The organism is Paraburkholderia piptadeniae (assembly GCF_900007165.1).
GTDB classification, from domain to species: Bacteria; Pseudomonadota; Gammaproteobacteria; order Burkholderiales; family Burkholderiaceae; genus Paraburkholderia; species Paraburkholderia piptadeniae.
Map to the genome: position 1 here is coordinate 174,860 of NZ_CYGY02000023.1, position 15,430 is coordinate 190,289.

At 62.8% G+C, this 15,430-nt stretch carries 15 protein-coding genes and 1 tRNA gene; 11 read left to right on the forward strand and 5 right to left on the reverse strand.

Going from position 1 to position 15,430, the window contains the following annotated elements; all coding sequences use genetic code 11:
- The first annotated feature begins 15 nt into the window (after positions 1 to 15).
- The 8 genes from BN2476_RS10785 to hisC all read left to right on the forward strand — a co-directional run bounded on the left by BN2476_RS10785 (position 16) and on the right by hisC (position 7,116).
- The gene (locus BN2476_RS10785) at positions 16 to 1,857 is read left to right on the forward strand and encodes a tetratricopeptide repeat protein (RefSeq protein WP_087734142.1); all 1,842 of its coding nucleotides are present in this window, start codon (positions 16 to 18) and stop codon (positions 1,855 to 1,857) included.
- A complete protein-coding gene (gene lolB, locus BN2476_RS10790; protein ID WP_087734143.1) occupies positions 1,857 to 2,489 on the forward strand; it encodes a lipoprotein insertase outer membrane protein LolB in 633 nt (210 codons plus the stop codon). The genes BN2476_RS10785 and lolB overlap by 1 nt, the downstream gene beginning before the upstream one ends.
- Positions 2,490 to 2,518: 29 nt before the next feature.
- Positions 2,519 to 3,400 (forward strand): 4-(cytidine 5'-diphospho)-2-C-methyl-D-erythritol kinase, encoded by an 882-nt coding sequence (ispE, locus tag BN2476_RS10795; protein WP_087734144.1) that lies wholly within the window; start codon positions 2,519 to 2,521, stop codon positions 3,398 to 3,400.
- A 51-nt stretch (positions 3,401 to 3,451) separates the two neighbouring features.
- A tRNA-Gln gene (locus tag BN2476_RS10800) sits at positions 3,452 to 3,528 on the forward strand.
- Between the two features lie 47 nt (positions 3,529 to 3,575).
- Positions 3,576 to 4,532 (forward strand): ribose-phosphate pyrophosphokinase, encoded by a 957-nt coding sequence (locus tag BN2476_RS10805; protein ID WP_087734318.1) that lies wholly within the window; start codon positions 3,576 to 3,578, stop codon positions 4,530 to 4,532.
- A gap of 155 nt (positions 4,533 to 4,687) precedes the next feature.
- Positions 4,688 to 5,299 (forward strand): 50S ribosomal protein L25/general stress protein Ctc, encoded by a 612-nt coding sequence (locus tag BN2476_RS10810; RefSeq protein ID WP_087734145.1) that lies wholly within the window; start codon positions 4,688 to 4,690, stop codon positions 5,297 to 5,299.
- A 120-nt stretch (positions 5,300 to 5,419) separates the two neighbouring features.
- Positions 5,420 to 6,022 carry an aminoacyl-tRNA hydrolase gene (gene pth / locus BN2476_RS10815; protein WP_087734146.1) on the forward strand — a complete coding sequence of 201 codons (603 nt, stop codon included), beginning with the start codon at positions 5,420 to 5,422 and terminating at the stop codon, positions 6,020 to 6,022.
- A gap of 26 nt (positions 6,023 to 6,048) precedes the next feature.
- Positions 6,049 to 7,116, forward strand: a complete 1,068-nt coding sequence (hisC, locus tag BN2476_RS10820) for a histidinol-phosphate transaminase (RefSeq protein ID WP_087734147.1) — start codon at positions 6,049 to 6,051, stop codon at positions 7,114 to 7,116.
- Between the two features lie 49 nt (positions 7,117 to 7,165).
- Here hisC and BN2476_RS10825 read toward each other — a convergent pair whose 3' ends face one another.
- The 3 genes from BN2476_RS10825 to rsmD form a co-directional block, all read right to left on the reverse strand.
- Entirely contained in the window at positions 7,166 to 7,423 is a 258-nt protein-coding gene (locus BN2476_RS10825) for a YfhL family 4Fe-4S dicluster ferredoxin (protein ID WP_087734148.1), read from the reverse strand.
- 141 nt (positions 7,424 to 7,564) lie between these two features.
- The gene (gene coaD / locus BN2476_RS10830) at positions 7,565 to 8,074 is read right to left on the reverse strand and encodes a pantetheine-phosphate adenylyltransferase (protein ID WP_087734149.1); all 510 of its coding nucleotides are present in this window, start codon (positions 8,072 to 8,074) and stop codon (positions 7,565 to 7,567) included.
- Positions 8,075 to 8,188: 114 nt separating this feature from the next.
- Positions 8,189 to 8,803 carry a 16S rRNA (guanine(966)-N(2))-methyltransferase RsmD gene (gene rsmD / locus BN2476_RS10835; RefSeq protein WP_087734319.1) on the reverse strand — a complete coding sequence of 205 codons (615 nt, stop codon included), beginning with the start codon at positions 8,801 to 8,803 and terminating at the stop codon, positions 8,189 to 8,191.
- A 351-nt stretch (positions 8,804 to 9,154) separates the two neighbouring features.
- Here rsmD and ftsY point away from each other — a divergent pair, with 351 nt between their 5' ends.
- On the forward strand, positions 9,155 to 10,351 hold the full coding sequence (ftsY, locus tag BN2476_RS10840; protein WP_087734150.1) for a signal recognition particle-docking protein FtsY: 1,197 nt from the start codon (positions 9,155 to 9,157) through the stop codon (positions 10,349 to 10,351).
- A 126-nt stretch (positions 10,352 to 10,477) separates the two neighbouring features.
- On the opposite strand, the gene maiA is transcribed toward ftsY, so the two are convergent.
- Complete coding sequence (maiA, locus tag BN2476_RS10845; RefSeq protein ID WP_087734151.1) at positions 10,478 to 11,122, reverse strand: maleylacetoacetate isomerase; 645 nt, start codon at positions 11,120 to 11,122, stop codon at positions 10,478 to 10,480.
- Positions 11,123 to 11,155: 33 nt separating this feature from the next.
- Complete coding sequence (locus BN2476_RS10850; protein ID WP_087734320.1) at positions 11,156 to 11,854, reverse strand: fumarylacetoacetate hydrolase family protein; 699 nt, start codon at positions 11,852 to 11,854, stop codon at positions 11,156 to 11,158.
- Between the two features lie 293 nt (positions 11,855 to 12,147).
- Between BN2476_RS10850 and ybiB the strand changes: the two genes are divergently transcribed.
- Together ybiB and leuA are read left to right on the forward strand one after the other, a co-directional pair.
- Positions 12,148 to 13,119: a DNA-binding protein YbiB gene (gene ybiB, locus BN2476_RS10855; RefSeq protein ID WP_087734152.1), complete on the forward strand. Its 972-nt coding sequence runs from the start codon at positions 12,148 to 12,150 to the stop codon at positions 13,117 to 13,119.
- A gap of 543 nt (positions 13,120 to 13,662) precedes the next feature.
- Positions 13,663 to 15,321 (forward strand): 2-isopropylmalate synthase, encoded by a 1,659-nt coding sequence (gene leuA, locus BN2476_RS10860; RefSeq protein ID WP_087734153.1) that lies wholly within the window; start codon positions 13,663 to 13,665, stop codon positions 15,319 to 15,321.
- Positions 15,322 to 15,430 lie beyond the last annotated feature (109 nt).

The window sequence follows — 15,430 nt, forward strand, 5'->3', positions numbered from 1 at the left end:
ATTGAACGGATCTGTATGAACCTGTCCTTCGTTACGCAGTTTTTGAAGCGCCGGACTGGTGCGAACAGCGTACCGCACGCTGTTTCTCCACGCCGGCTGCTCGGTGTGGCCGCTCTGGCTGTCTGGGCGCTCGCCGCATTGCCCGCGCATGCCCAGGATCCGTCGCCCGATACGGATGACAACGCCGTCTCCGTGCAAGACGCCTTCGGCCCTGAATCCGCCGAAGAAAAGAACAATCTGCCGAACGTTGCGCTGACGAGCCAGATCGTCTTCCAGGTGCTCGCAGCGGAAGTCGCGCTGCAGCGCAATCAGCCTGCGCCCGCGTATCAGACCTATCTCTCGCTCGCGCGCGACACGCACGATCCGCGCATGGCGCAGCGCGCGACGGAAATCGCGCTCGCCGCGCAGAGTCCGTCGGATGCGCTGACGGCCGCGCAGCTATGGCAGCAATATGCGCCGACGTCGGAGCGCGCCGCGCAGCTCGACGCATCGTTGCTCGTGCTGTCGGGCAAGCCCGATGACGCAAAGCCGATGCTCGCGAAAGAACTCGCGAAGATCCCGCCGGAAAATCGCGGCAGCGGCATTCTCGCGCTGCAATTGCTGATTTCGCGCGGACCGAATCGCGTAGGCGGATTGCACGTGCTGCAGGATCTGCTCGCGAACGACATGAACCGCCCGGAAGCGCAATTTGCAATGGCGCGTCAGCAGCTTCTCGCCGACGATGCGCCCGGCGCACGCAAGTCACTCGAACAGGCGCTCAAGCTCAAGCCCGACTATCTGCCCGCTGCGCTGCTGCTCTCGCAGATGGGACCGGAAGAGCGCAAGGAAGGCATCGAGTCGCTGGAAAAGTATGTCAAGGCCAATCCGAAGTCGCATGAAGCGCGGCTTGCACTCGCGCAAATGTACCTCGCGAGCGATCGCCTCGACGACGCGCAGAAACAGTTCGAGTACATGCAGAAGGACAACCCGAAGGATCTGACGCCGCTGATGGCGCTTGCGCTCATCAAGATCCAGCAGAAGAATCTGCCCGAAGCACAGAACTATCTGCAGCAGTACGCGCAGAGAGCCGAAAAAATGCCGGGCGCGGATGCAGGTCAGGCGTATATCTATCTCGCGCAACTGTCGCTCGAACAGAAGGACAACGACGCAGCGGGCCGCTGGCTGGACAAGATTTCGCCGACCAGTACGCAGTACGTTCCCGCGCAGATCACGCGCGCGCAGTTGCTGGAAAAGCAGGGCAAAGCCGATGACGCGCGCAAGCTGCTCGCGGGCATTCATCCGCAGGACCCGCGCGATCAGGCGCTGATCGCGCGCACCGACGCCGCCATTCTGTTCGACGCAAAGCGCTATCCGGAAGCCGAAACGCGGCTCGCGCAAGCCACGGGCGATTTCCCGGACGACCCCGATCTCACCTACGACTACGCAATGGCTGCGGAAAAGAACAGCCATTTCGACGTAATGGAAACGCAATTGCGCAAGCTGATGCGCACGCAACCGGATAACGCGCAGGCATACAACGCGCTCGGCTATTCGCTCGCGGATCGCAACCAGCGTCTGCAGGAAGCGGACAAGCTCGTCGAAAAGGCGCTGTCGCTGGCGCCGAACGATGCGTTCATCATGGATAGCGTCGGCTGGGTCAAATACCGGCTCGGCGATACGACGGATGCGATCAATCTGCTGCGCAGGGCCTACGATCTGCAGCCGAACGCCGAAATCGGCGCGCATCTCGGTGAAGTGCTGTGGAAGAGCGGCGATCAGGACCAGGCGCGCGCGGCATGGCGCGATGCCCGCAAGCTCGAACCGGACAACGACACACTCGTAAAAACGCTCAAACGTTTTCAGGTGAACGATCTCTGATGCACTTTCCCCGTCTCGTGTTTTCAACCCCGGTGCCGCGCCGCGCGGCGCTGGGTCTCGCAGCCGCAGCCGTCGTCGCCTTGGCGGGCTGTGCTTCCGTCAAGCCGCAAGGACCCTCCACGTCGAATGCCGCAACGGCCGTCACCGCGCAGACGGCCCGCGCGTATCACGGCCGTTTTGCCGTTCAGTACGTCGACCAGAACGGCCAGCAGCGCAATGCGTATGGCAATTTCGACTGGCAGGAACGTGGTGACACCGTCACGGTGCAATTGCGCAATCCGCTCGGACAGACCATGGCGATCGTGACGTCATCGCCGGCAATCGCCACGCTCGAACTGCCGAACCGTCAGCCGATGACGGCCGACAACGTCTCCACGCTGATGCAGAATGCGCTCGGCTTCACGCTGCCCGTCGAAGGGCTGCGCTACTGGCTGCAGCCCTCCGTCGCGCCGACGTCGAAGGCGACGACCGAAAGCGATCCGCGGCAGCAGTCGCATCTGAAGCAGATTCAACAGGACGGCTGGACGATCGACTATCTCGCCTATGCCGATGCGCCCGCAACCGGCGTGAAGCGCGTCAATCTCGAACGTTCCGAACCGCCGCTCGACATCAAGCTCGTGCTCGACCAGTAATCGCGCGCACGCGCTCCTTGCAAAGACTCATGATCGAAACGAACGACTCGCTGCGCGACTGTCTCGCTCCGGCGAAGCTGAATCTCTTTTTGCACATCACCGGCCGTCTGCCGAACGGTTATCACGCATTGCAGACGGTGTTCCAGTTGCTCGACTGGGGCGACACGCTGCACTTCACGCTTCGCCACGACGGCGCGATCACGCGTGGCACCGAGATCGCCGATGTTCCCGCCGACACCGACCTCACCGTGCGCGCAGCGAAGCTGCTGAAGGATCACACGGGCACGCGCCTCGGCGTCGACATCGAGATCGACAAGCGTCTGCCGATGGGTGCGGGCCTGGGCGGCGGCAGCTCCGACGCAGCGACGACACTGCTTGCGCTGAACCGTCTTTGGAAGCTCGATTTGCCGCGCGTGGAATTGCAGGCACTCGCCGTCAAACTGGGCGCCGACGTGCCATTCTTTATCTTCGGAAAAAATGCCTTCGCTGAGGGTATCGGAGAAGAACTTGAGCAGGTACAATTGCCGCCGCGCCACTTTCTGGTGGTGACACCGAGGGTTCACGTTCCAACCTCAGCGATTTTTTCAGAGAAAACGTTGACAAGAGATACGAAAGCCCTCACAATAGCAGACTTTCTTGCACAGCATAGTTGCAACGCAGAATGGCCAGACAGCTTCGGCCGGAATGACATGCAGCAGGTTGTCGCAGGAAAATACGCGGAAGTCGCGCAGGTGCTTCGATGGTTTGACGACATCGCGCCAGCGCGGATGACGGGATCAGGCGCAAGCGTTTTTGCAGCGTTCCGTAGCAAGGATGAAGCAGTTGCGGCGCAAGCCAAACTGCCCGTCGAATGGAACAGTGCAGTTGCGGCAAGTCTGGATACGCATCCACTCTTCGCTTTCGCGGCATAAGTTTCGCGGCGCTGAATGGCCTACACATTCAGCGAAGCTCAAAGTTAGTGTAGGGGAGTCGCCAAGTTGGTTAAGGCACCGGATTTTGATTCCGGCATTCGAGGGTTCGAGTCCTTCCTCCCCTGCCAAAAATTCTCGCAGTTCCTCGCCTCCCACAGCCTGAAGCAGGTGCATGATGAGCAGCCATGACGGCCTGATGGTTTTTACTGGCAACGCAAATCCAGCGCTTGCACAGGAAGTCGTCAAGATCCTCGGTATTCCCCTCGGTAAAGCAATGGTCTCCCGTTTCTCGGACGGTGAGATCCAGGTCGAGATTCAGGAAAACGTTCGTGGCAAGGACGTCTTCGTCCTCCAGTCCACGTGCGCGCCGACCAACGACAATCTGATGGAACTGATGATCATGGTCGATGCGCTCAAGCGTGCATCCGCCGGCCGGATCACAGCAGCCATCCCCTACTTCGGCTATGCCCGTCAGGATCGACGCCCGCGTTCGGCGCGCGTCGCAATCTCCGCGAAGGTCGTGGCGAACATGCTGGAAATCGCTGGCGTCGAGCGGATCATCACGATGGATCTGCACGCTGACCAGATTCAAGGCTTCTTCGACATCCCCGTCGACAACATCTACGCAACGCCCGTGCTGCTCGGCGATCTGCGCAAGCAGAATCACGAGAACCTGCTGGTCGTGTCGCCGGACGTCGGCGGCGTGGTCCGCGCCCGCGCGCTGGCAAAGCAGCTGAACTGCGATCTGGCCATCATCGACAAGCGTCGTCCGAAGGCGAACGTCGCTGAAGTGATGAACATCATCGGTGAAGTCGAAGGCCGCACGTGCGTGATCATGGACGACATGGTCGATACGGCGGGCACGCTCTGCAAGGCAGCGCAAGTGCTGAAGGAGCGCGGCGCGACGAAGGTGTTCGCGTATGCGACGCACCCGGTCCTGTCGGGCGGTGCCGGTGCGCGCATTGCGGCATCGGCGCTCGACGAAGTCGTCGTTACCGATACGATCCCGCTCGGCGAAGAAGCCCGCTCGTGCCCGAAGATCCGCTCGCTGACGAGCGCAGGTCTGCTGGCCGAAACGTTCTCGCGTATCCGTCGCGGCGACTCGGTGATGTCGCTGTTCGCGGAAAGCTAAAGTATTCGCGAAAGCGCCGCACGACAAATGCGGCGCTTTTGCATATCGGCGTGAACGGACGAAGGTTCACGCCGTCGTGTCTGGGGCCGCTAGTCCGGTTATGGGTATGCAGGCCCGTTTTACTGCCTGGTCGCGGGCAGATAATGGAGAATCAAATGAAAGTCATCGCTTTCGAGCGTAATCTGCAAGGTACGGGTGCGAGCCGCCGCCTGCGTAACTCGGGCAAGACCCCGGGTATCGTGTACGGCGCCGGCGAACCGCAACTGATCGAACTCGATCACAACGCGCTGTTTCACGCACTGAAGAAAGAAGCATTCCACTCGTCGATCCTCGATCTGGAAGTGGCAGGCAAGTCGCAACAGGTTCTGCTGCGCGACGTGCAATACCACCCGTTCCGTCAGCTCGTGCTGCACGTGGACTTCCAGCGCGTCGACGCAAACAAGAAGATTCACACGAAGGTGCCGTTGCACTTCCTGAACCAGGAAACCAACCCGGCTGTGAAGCTGGGTGGCGCGGTGATCTCGCACGTCATCAACGAAGTCGAAGTCGAATGCCTGCCGGCCGCTCTGCCGGAGTTCATCGAAGTCGATCTGGCGAAGATCGAAGCGGGTCAATCGCTGCACGCAACGGACATCGTTCTGCCGGCTGGCGTCGCACTCGTTGCGCACCTCGCAGCAGAAAACCCGGTGATCGTGTCGGCGCCGATTCCTGCTGGTACTGTGTCGGAAGAAGCATCGGCTGAAGGCGAAACGCCGGCTGCCGAATAAAGCCGCTATCCTCTCGATCCGTTTCAATGGAACGGTCGACGTAACCCGCCGCGGTTCGCCCCGGCGGGTTTTTTTTCGATTTTTTCCAGGCTGCGTGCGTGCCGCGCGGCTCACTCGAACATGATCAAGCTGATCGTCGGGCTCGGCAATCCGGGCGCCGAATACACTGCGACCCGCCACAACGCCGGTTTCTGGCTCGTCGACCAACTCGCGCGCGAAGCAGGCGCGACGCTGCGTGACGAACGGCGCTTTCACGGCTTCTATGCGAAAGCGCGTCTGTATGGTGAAGAAGTGCATCTGCTGGAGCCGCAGACTTATATGAACCGTTCGGGTCAATCGGTCGTCGCGCTCGCGCATTTCTTCAAGATCCTGCCGGATCAGATTCTCGTCGCGCACGACGAACTCGATTTGCCGCCCGGCACCGTCAAGCTGAAACTCGGCGGCGGCAGCGGCGGACATAATGGCCTCAAAGACATTTCCGCGCATCTGTCGACGCAGCAATACTGGCGGCTTCGTATCGGCATCGGGCACCCGCGCGATCTGATTCCCGAGAGCGCCCGCGCAGGCGCGAAGCCGGACGTCGCGAACTTCGTGCTGAAGCCGCCGCGCAAGGAAGAGCAGGACGTGATCGACGCGTCGATCGAGCGCGCGCTTGCCGTGATGCCGACCGTCGTCAAAGGCGAACTCGAACGCGCGATGATGCAACTGCATCGCAATCCTTGACACGCACGTCTAAGAAGGAGAGAAGCTTGAGCCGCTACTGGAGCGATATCGTTCATCGGCTGACGCCGTACGTGCCGGGCGAGCAGCCCGCACTTGCGCATCCCGTGAAGCTGAACACCAACGAGAATCCGTATCCGCCGTCGCCCGCCGTGGTGAGCGCGATCCGCAACGAACTGGGCGAGCACGCCGAGTCCTTGCGCCGCTATCCCGATCCGACTGCGCGCGTGCTGCGCGAGACGGTCGCCGCGCATCATCGTCTGAACGCCGATCAGGTGTTTGCGGGCAACGGCTCAGATGAAGTGCTCGCCACCGTATTTCAGGCGCTTCTGAAGCACGATAAGCCGATTCTCTTTCCCGACATCACGTACAGCTTCTATCCAACGTACGCCCGTCTCTATGATGTCGCGTATCGGACGATTCCACTCGACGACGCCTTCAAGATTCGCATCGACGACTACATGCAGCCAAACGGCGGCATCCTCTTTCCAAATCCGAATGCGCCGACTGGCCACGCGCTGCTGTTATCGGACATCGAGCGAGTGGTCGCATCGAATCTCGATTCGGTAGTCGTCGTCGATGAAGCGTATGTGGATTTTGGCGCGCAGTCGGCGATTTCGCTGATCGGCAAGTATCCCAATCTGCTCGTCGTGCATACGACGTCGAAGTCGCGTTCGCTTGCCGGCATGCGCGTCGGCTTTGCATTCGGCGATGCTGCGTTGATCGATGCGTTGAATCGCGTTAAGGACAGCTTCAATTCGTATCCGCTCGACCGTCTCGCGCAAGCCGCCGCGACGGCTGCATACGAGGACGATGCGTGGTTCCGCGATTGCACCGAGAAAGTGATCGCTAGCCGCGAACGGCTCACTGCGCAACTGACGGCGCTCGGCTTCGATGTCGTGCCGTCGTCCGCGAATTTCGTGTTCGCGCGTCACGCCGGATACGATGCCGTGACACTTTCAACGCGGCTCAGGGAAAAGGAAATCTTCGTGCGGCACTTCAAGGCGCCGCGCATCGATCAGCATCTGCGCATTTCGATCGGCACCGATGCCGAATGCGATACGCTCGTGAACGCGTTGAAGGAGATCGTCGGCTGATACGCCGGGAGCAAGACAAGCGGCGCGCCGTGCGCCGCTTTCATTGAGATCACGCGCTCTTTGCGGCCTGCAGCGCGTTGTACTTCGTCATCAACTCTTCCTGCGTCTCCTGATGCTCCAGATTGCGCGGAATACATTCGACGGGGCACACCTGCACGCATTGCGGCTCATCGAAATGGCCGACGCATTCGGTGCACTTCTTCGGGTCGATCACATAGATTTCCGGGCCCATCGAAATCGCGTCGTTCGGGCACTCGGGCTCGCAAACGTCGCAATTGATGCACTCGTCGGTAATCATCAGGGCCATGCTGTTCTCACTTCATGCCGGCGCGCGTCGCGCGCATGCCGGCTAACATTCCGTAATCCACAATTTTACGCCTGTCGGATAGACCACGTTTCGCGTCCGGTTATCGACTACGACGACGCAACGCTCCGTCAGGGGCCGGGATCACGGTTGCGCCGCCGCCCGCGCCTGCTCCATCGCCGCGACCTTATCTTGCAGCCGCTTTTCCACCGATGGGAACACGAACTTGCTCACGTCGCCGCCCAGTTGAGCGATCTCGCGCACGATCGTGCCCGAGATGAACTGGTACTGATCGGACGGCGTCATGAACATCGTCTCGACGTCCGGCAGCAGATAGCGGTTCATGCCCGCCATCTGAAACTCGTACTCGAAGTCCGATACGGCACGCAGACCGCGCACGATCACGCGCGCGTTGTTGACCCGGACGAAATCCTTCAATAGCCCCTTGAAGCTCATCACCTGCACGTTCGGATAGTGGCCGAGCACCTCGTTGGCGATGTCGAGCCGCTCTTCGAGTGAAAAGAACGGTCTCTTGTTGCGGCTATCCGCCACTCCCACCACCAGCGTGTCGAAAATGCTCGATGCGCGGCGCACGAGGTCCTCGTGACCACGCGTGAGCGGATCGAACGTACCCGGATACACGGCGACTACCATGGGATTTCTCCTCTCTACAGACTAGAAGCGTGCCGGAACGCCCCGCGGGACTCGTCCGGCAACGACAAACGCGCGTTTAGCGGCAGACCGCCCGGCGCTTGTTATGAACGCGCATTATTCCTCATTTTCGCGTTGCAGCAAATGATAGCGGACGGCGCCCGCCTTGCCCTCGCGGATCACCGACCAGCCTTCGAGCGCCGCGTTTTCAGCCGCGTCGAGCGATTCTCCGGACTCGACATATAGAAAGCCATCCGCGCTTACCAGCGGTGCGGCGACCTCGAGGGCGCGGCCGAGCAGATTCTCGCCGAATGGCGGATCGAGAAAGACGACGTCGAACGAACCGGGCGCGAGGCTTGCGGCGAGACGCAACGCATCGGCCTCGGCGATTTCGATCGCGCTGGCCGACAACTTGGCCTGATTGACGCGCAATTGCGCCGCCGCGCGCGCGTTGCGCTCCACCATCAGCACACGCGCGGCGCCCCGCGACGCGGCCTCGAAGCCGAGCGCGCCGCTACCGGCGAAAAGGTCCAGACAGCGCTGGCCGTCCAGCCGCTGGCCGAGCCAGTTGAACAGCGTTTCGCGGACGCGGTCGGGCGTCGGACGCAGCCCGTCGATGTCGATAACGGGCAGCGGCGTGCGTTTCCAGTCGCCGCCGATGATGCGAATGGTGTGCGCCTGGCCACGGCCGGACGGCGCGTTTCTTGCGCGTGCAGGGGAAGTACGGGACATGCGGTTCATTTGTCGAGCGTGCGCCTGCCTGTCGTGGATGGGGGGCGATGCGCGTCGGGATCTGTCGATCGCGCCGCTTTCGTCGACGGGCGGGCCGGAGCGCCCACGTTACCACACGCGCGCGGCGGCCTTCGCCGAAGTTCACCGGGACGGTGCGCAATGACGCCCGTCGCGGAGCCCAATGACGCACCATCACGACGGCGCCGGAAGCGCCTGATAAAATGTTCGGCTTCCAGCGCCTCGCATCCCGCACTGCCATGCCCCGCCGCCAGGACCGACGCGTCGACGTTCGTCACCACGCGTCATCCGGCAAATAGCGGGAATCCAGCGCATTCTCACGCAGCTCAGACCATGTTCAGCTTTTTCAAACGATTCAAGGGTTCGAAGACGCCCGACGGCACGCCTGAGGCGTCGCGGACCGATTCCGGCGGAGACGTCGATACGCAGGACGTGGCCGCGCCGGAAGCACCCGAAGCGCCAGCTCCCGGCACTCCCGGCACTTCGTCGAAGCCCGCGCGCGACGCGCAGCCGGTGCCCGACTCAGCCGACGCGCCCGAATTCGACCCCGATTACGTGCCGAGCGCCGCCGACTTCGAAGACGCGGACGAGGAAGTCGAAATCATCCCGCCGCCGCAACCCGAGGCGGCAGCGAAGCGCACGTGGCTCACGCGTCTGCGGAGCGGCTTGTCGAAGACCAGTTCGAGCATTACGGGCATTTTCGTCGGCACGAAGATCGACGAAGAACTGTACGAAGAACTGGAGACGGCGCTGCTGATGTCCGATGCGGGCGTCGACGCGACGGAGTATCTGCTCGAAGCCCTGCGCGAAAAAGTACGCGCCGAGCGCCTCACCGATCCGCAGCAAGTCAAGGGCGCGCTGCGCGCACTGCTCGTCGACCTGCTGAAGCCACTGGAGAAGTCGCTGACGCTCGGCCACTACCAGCCGACCGTGATGATGATCGCGGGCGTGAACGGCGCCGGCAAAACGACGAGCATCGGCAAGCTGGCAAAGCACATGCAGAACTTCAACCAGTCGGTGCTGCTCGCCGCAGGCGACACGTTCCGCGCCGCCGCGCGCGAACAGCTCGCGATCTGGGGCGAGCGCAACAACGTGACGGTCGTGCAGCAGGAAAGCGGCGATCCCGCTGCGGTGATTTTCGACGCGGTCGGCGCGGCGCGCGCTCGCAAGATCAACGTGGTGATGGCGGATACGGCCGGCCGTCTGCCGACGCAACTCCATCTGATGGAAGAACTGCGCAAGGTGAAGCGCGTGATCGGCAAGGCGATGGACGGCGCGCCGCACGAAGTGCTGCTCGTCATCGACGCGAACACGGGTCAGAACGCGCTCGCGCAAGTCAAGGCATTCGACGATGCGCTGAACCTCACCGGCCTGATCGTGACGAAGCTGGACGGCACCGCGAAGGGCGGCATTCTCGCGGCGATCGCGCGGCAGCGCCCGGTGCCCGTGTATTTCATCGGCGTCGGCGAAAAGGTCGAGGATCTGCAGCCGTTCAGCGCCGAAGAGTTCTCGGATGCGCTGCTGGGCTGACTTGACGGGCCGCTAAGGCTGGCCAGTCACCAGGTACAAAGGGCGTCATGTGCTTGCATGACGCCCTTTTTGTTGCCGTCACCGTTCCGGCTTGCGATCCGCGTCTGCTCGAAGAAGGCTGCAAACTCACTCGGCGTCGGGCTGCACGCCAGGCTCCGCGCGCGCGAACGCATCGAGCGTATTCGCGTAGTCGCAGATGCGCCGGATGGTCGGATACGGACTCATATCGACGTTGAAGCGGGTCGCGTTGAACACCTGCGGCACGAGACAGATATCCGCCAGAGTCGGCGTATCGCCGAAGCACAGCTTGCCCGCGCGCCCATCCGCGATCAGATATTCTTCGAGCGCCGCAAAGCCCGAACTGATCCAGTGGCGATACCACGCGTCCTTCACCTCGTCGTTCACGCCGACGGTGCGCTTCAGATACTTCAGCACGCGCAGATTGTTCAACGGGTGAATCTCGCACGCGAGTTGCAGCGCGATCGAGCGGACATACGCGCGATCGGTGGCTGTCGAAGGCAAGAGCGCCGGTTCGGGATGCTTCTCCTCCAGATACTCGACGATCGCAATCGACTGCGTCAGGACGGTGCCGTCATCCACCAGCGTGGGCACCACGGCATCGTGATTGAGCTTGCGATACTCGGGCTTGAACTGCTCGCCGCCATCGCGCAGCATGTGCACCGGCAAGTATTCGTACGGCAGGTTCTTCAGGTTCAGCGCAATGCGCACGCGATACGACGCGGAACTTCGAAAGTAGCTGTACAGCTTCATTGTGTTGTCCTCCCCAACCTCACTTCTACGTCATCAAACGACGCGCACGCTGAACTCGCCCAGCCCGTCCACGCCGCCCTTCATCAGATCGCCTTGCGCGATCGCGCCGACGCCTTCCGGCGTGCCCGTGAAAATCAGGTCGCCTGGCTGTAGTTCGAAGAACGTAGACAGATACGCAGTCGTCTCGGCCACCGACCAGATCAGTTGCGACACGTCCGAACGCTGCTTCTCCTCGCCGTTGACGGTGAGCCAGATCGCGCCCTCGCCGACATGACCGACTTTCGACACGGGATGAATCGGGCCGAGCGGCGCCGACTGGTCGAAGCCCTTTGCCGTGTCCCACGGACGGCCCAGCTTTTTCGCCTCGGCCTGCAGGTCGCGACGCGTCATGTCGAGGCCGAGCGCGTAACCATAGACGTGCTCGAGCGCGTTGTCGGCGGAGATGTTCTTGCCGGCCTTGCCGACTGCCGCGACGAGTTCCATCTCGTAGTGCACGTTCTTCGACTGCGCCGGATAGGCGAATTCGCCAGTCGCGCCAGGCGCTACGTACAGCACGGCGTCAGCGGGCTTCGCGAAGAAGAACGGCGGCTCGCGATCGGGATCGTGGCCCATTTCCCGTGCGTGCGCCTCGTAGTTACGGCCGACACAGTAAATGCGGCGCACCGCGAATTGATCGTCCGATCCGACGACTGGCACTGCCGTCACCGGCGCTGGCGCAAACACGTAACCCATTCCGTTCTCCGTCTTCGATTGATTGAGCCGCTCGACGCAGCGAAGCACCGAGTGTAACGCGACGCCGTCACGCGCGCGGCCTGGCCGAATGGCCAGGTGGCGAGCCTCGCAGCCATGCTTTACCGTTCGATGCAGGCCGGCAATTTTCTCGAATTCTGCAGGCACGCGCAGCATGCGATACTGAACAGAACCCGGACCAAACGGCCGACGATCCCACGTGGTCCGCGTCCGGCGCACTCGCGGAGCCAATGCGAGACCACGTTATCCGCTGTTCCCACGAACCGATTTGCCCGATGACCGATTTCACCGATACTGCCGCTCCTTTCCCCTGCGCCCGCTTCATCAAGGAAATCGGGCGCGGCCCCAATGGCGCGCGCGCGCTCACGCCTGACGACACGCATGCGCTCTACGCCGCGATGCTCGACGGCCGCGTGTCCGACCTGGAACTGGGCGCGATCCTGCTCGCGTATCGCGTGAAAGGGGAATCCGCCGACGAACTGGCCGCGATGCTTGCGGCTGCGCATGCGTCATTCGCGCCCGTCAACGTGACGCACGACGCGTACCAGGCGGTGTCGATTCCGAGCTACAACGGCGCGCGCAAGCAGCCGAACCTGGTGCCGCTGCTCGCGCTGCTGCTCGCGCGCGAGGGCGTGCCCGTGCTCGTTCACGGTGTCACGGAAGACCCGGGGCGTGTGACGAGCGCGGAAATCTTCGCCCTTCTGAACGTCGCGCCGGCACAAACGCACGCCGATATCGAAGCGTGCCTTGCGAACCGGCGCATCGCGTTCGCGCCCATCGAAACGCTCGCGCCGAAGCTCGCGCGGCTGCTGTCGCTGCGTCGGCGGATGGGAGTGCGCAACTCGACGCATACGCTCGTCAAGATTCTTCAGCCGTTCGCGCCCGCAGGTCTGCGGCTCGTGAACTATACGCACCCACCGTATCGAGAAAGCCTGACGCAACTGTTCGTCGCGCATCCCGACGCGGCCGTTGGCGGCGCATTGCTCGCGCGCGGTACGGAAGGCGAAGCGGTCGCCGATACGCGCCGCCAGGTGCAGATCGACTGGCTGCACGACGGCATCTGCGAGACGCGCGTTGCTGCCGAGCGCTCGTCGCCGGATGCGCCTGAAGTCGAACTGCCCGAAGGCCGCGACGCCCGCACGACGGCGGCCTGGATCGAATCCGTTCTGCGTGGCGAAGCGCCTGTTCCGGCCGCGATCACGCGCCAGATCGAACTGATCGTCGACATCGCCAGAAAGGCCGCCTGATGAAGGCAGAGAGCGGTCTCACACACCTTGTGAACCGCAGCGAATGGCCGCAGCGTGCGCCGTCAGAAGAGCACCGCGTGACCACGGCGTGTTGACAGCCTCGCACGGCCTCGCTTATCTTCTGCAAATGCGTTCTTACCTGAACACCCTCCGAATTACCCTCGGCCGCCTAGCGCGGCCCCTATCGCTACGTCTAGCGTAAGCCAGGCGTAGCGCCGCACGCAGTCGCCACAGTGGCTCGCGCGGTCCTCCCAAGCAGTTCCAGCAGTTCCTGTTTCACCCCAGTCCGTAGTTCCTTCAAAACCTGTAGTCGTCTGTATTCGTCCGTTTACCGTTCGGACGAATCGCGAGGGTCAAATGCACGTTGTATGGGCTTCAGTACCGATCGTTGCCTTCGTCGTCGTCCCGATGATGTTCTTCGTCCGCGCCCGTTCGTTGCTCCCGCTAGCGCCCGGCTTGCGGGACGTGCATCCGTGGCAGCCCGCCAGCCGCTCGACGCCACATCACCCAGCACACGACTAAACGAAACGAACGAGGCTCACCATGTTGCGCAACCCTCCCGAGAAATACCGTCCCTTCCCCACCGTCCGTCTGACCGGACGCAAATGGCCCAGCCGCACGATCGAGCGCGCGCCCATCTGGATGAGCACCGATCTGCGCGACGGCAACCAGTCGCTGATCGAGCCGATGAGCATCGAGCAGAAGACCGAGTTCTTCGAGATGCTCGTCCAGATCGGCTTCAAGGAGATCGAGGTGGGCTTTCCGTCGGCGTCGCAAACCGACTTCGACTTCGTCCGCAAGCTGATCGACGAGAAGCGCATTCCCGACGACGTGACGATCGAAGTGCTCGTGCAGTCGCGCGAAGAGCTGATCGCGCGTACGTTCGAGGCGCTCGAAGGCGTACCGCGCGCGATCGTCCATCTGTACAACGCGATCTGCCCGTCGTTCCGCAAGATCGTGTTCGACCAGTCGAAGGAAGAGGTCAAGGCGCTGGCCGTCGAAGGCACGCGAATCATTCGCGAGCACGCGGATGCGCGTCCGCAGACGCACTGGACCTATCAGTACTCGCCGGAGACGTTCAGCATGAGCGAGCTGCCGTTCGCGCGCGAAGTCTGCGACGCCGTCGCGCAGACGTGGCGCCCGACGCGCGATCACAAGATGATCGTGAATCTCCCCGCCACCGTCGAAGCCGCGACGCCGAACGTGTTCGCCGATCAGATCGAATGGATGGACCGCAATCTCGGCTACCGGGACAGCATCGTGTTGTCGGTGCACCCGCATAACGACCGCGGCACCGCCGTCGCGGCGGCCGAGCTCGCGCTGATGGCGGGCGCGGATCGCGTCGAAGGATGCCTGTTCGGCAACGGCGAGCGCACCGGCAATGTCGACATCGTGACGCTTGCGATGAATCTGTACACGCAAGGCGTCGATCCGGGGCTCGACTTCTCGGATATCGACGGGGTGCGGCGCGTCGTCGAGCGCTGCAACCAGATTCCCGTGCATCCGCGGCATCCGTATGCAGGCGATCTCGTCTACACGGCGTTTTCGGGCTCGCATCAGGACGCGATCCGCAAGGGCTTCGCGCAGCTGAAAGCGGGCGCCGCCTGGGAAGTGCCATATCTGCCCGTCGATCCCGCCGACGTCGGCCGCAGCTACGACGCCGTGATTCGCGTGAACAGTCAGTCCGGCAAGGGCGGCGCGACGTATCTGCTCGAGCGCGGCATGGGCTTCGCGCCGCCACGCCGCGTGCAGATCGAATTCAGCCACGCGGTGCAAACGGTCGCCGACCAGTCGGGCGAAGAAGTGACGGGCGACGCGATCTGCGCGCTCTTCGCGCGAGAATACTTCGAGACGGAAGGACCGGCGCAGCGCGTGAACGGATCGACGGTTAGATGGAACAAGCGCGAGATCGGCGTGCCCGCGACGACGGCCGCCCGCGTCGACGGTCACGAGGCGTATGCGAAGGCTGTCGCGCAGCAAATGTCGGCGGCCGCAAAGCAGCCCGTCGAAATCACGTCGTTCGAGGCCGTGCGCACGACGGACGGGCGCACGGCCGTGTTCGTCGGCTGCCGTGTCGGCGAGCAGCCGACGCGGCACGGCGTAGGCGTCGCGGAAGACGAAATGGTGGCAGTAGTCGATGCCGTAGTCAGCGGCATCAATCGCGCGGGCTGGCCGCCGGTGGATCGACGGGTTGCGGCGTAGCAACCGGACTGCCTTGGACGCATCGCCACGGACACACGGGCAGCAACCCACAAATGCCAGCGCCGACGGTTTGGATCACCGCGGCGCGCACGGCCCACCCACGAGGTGG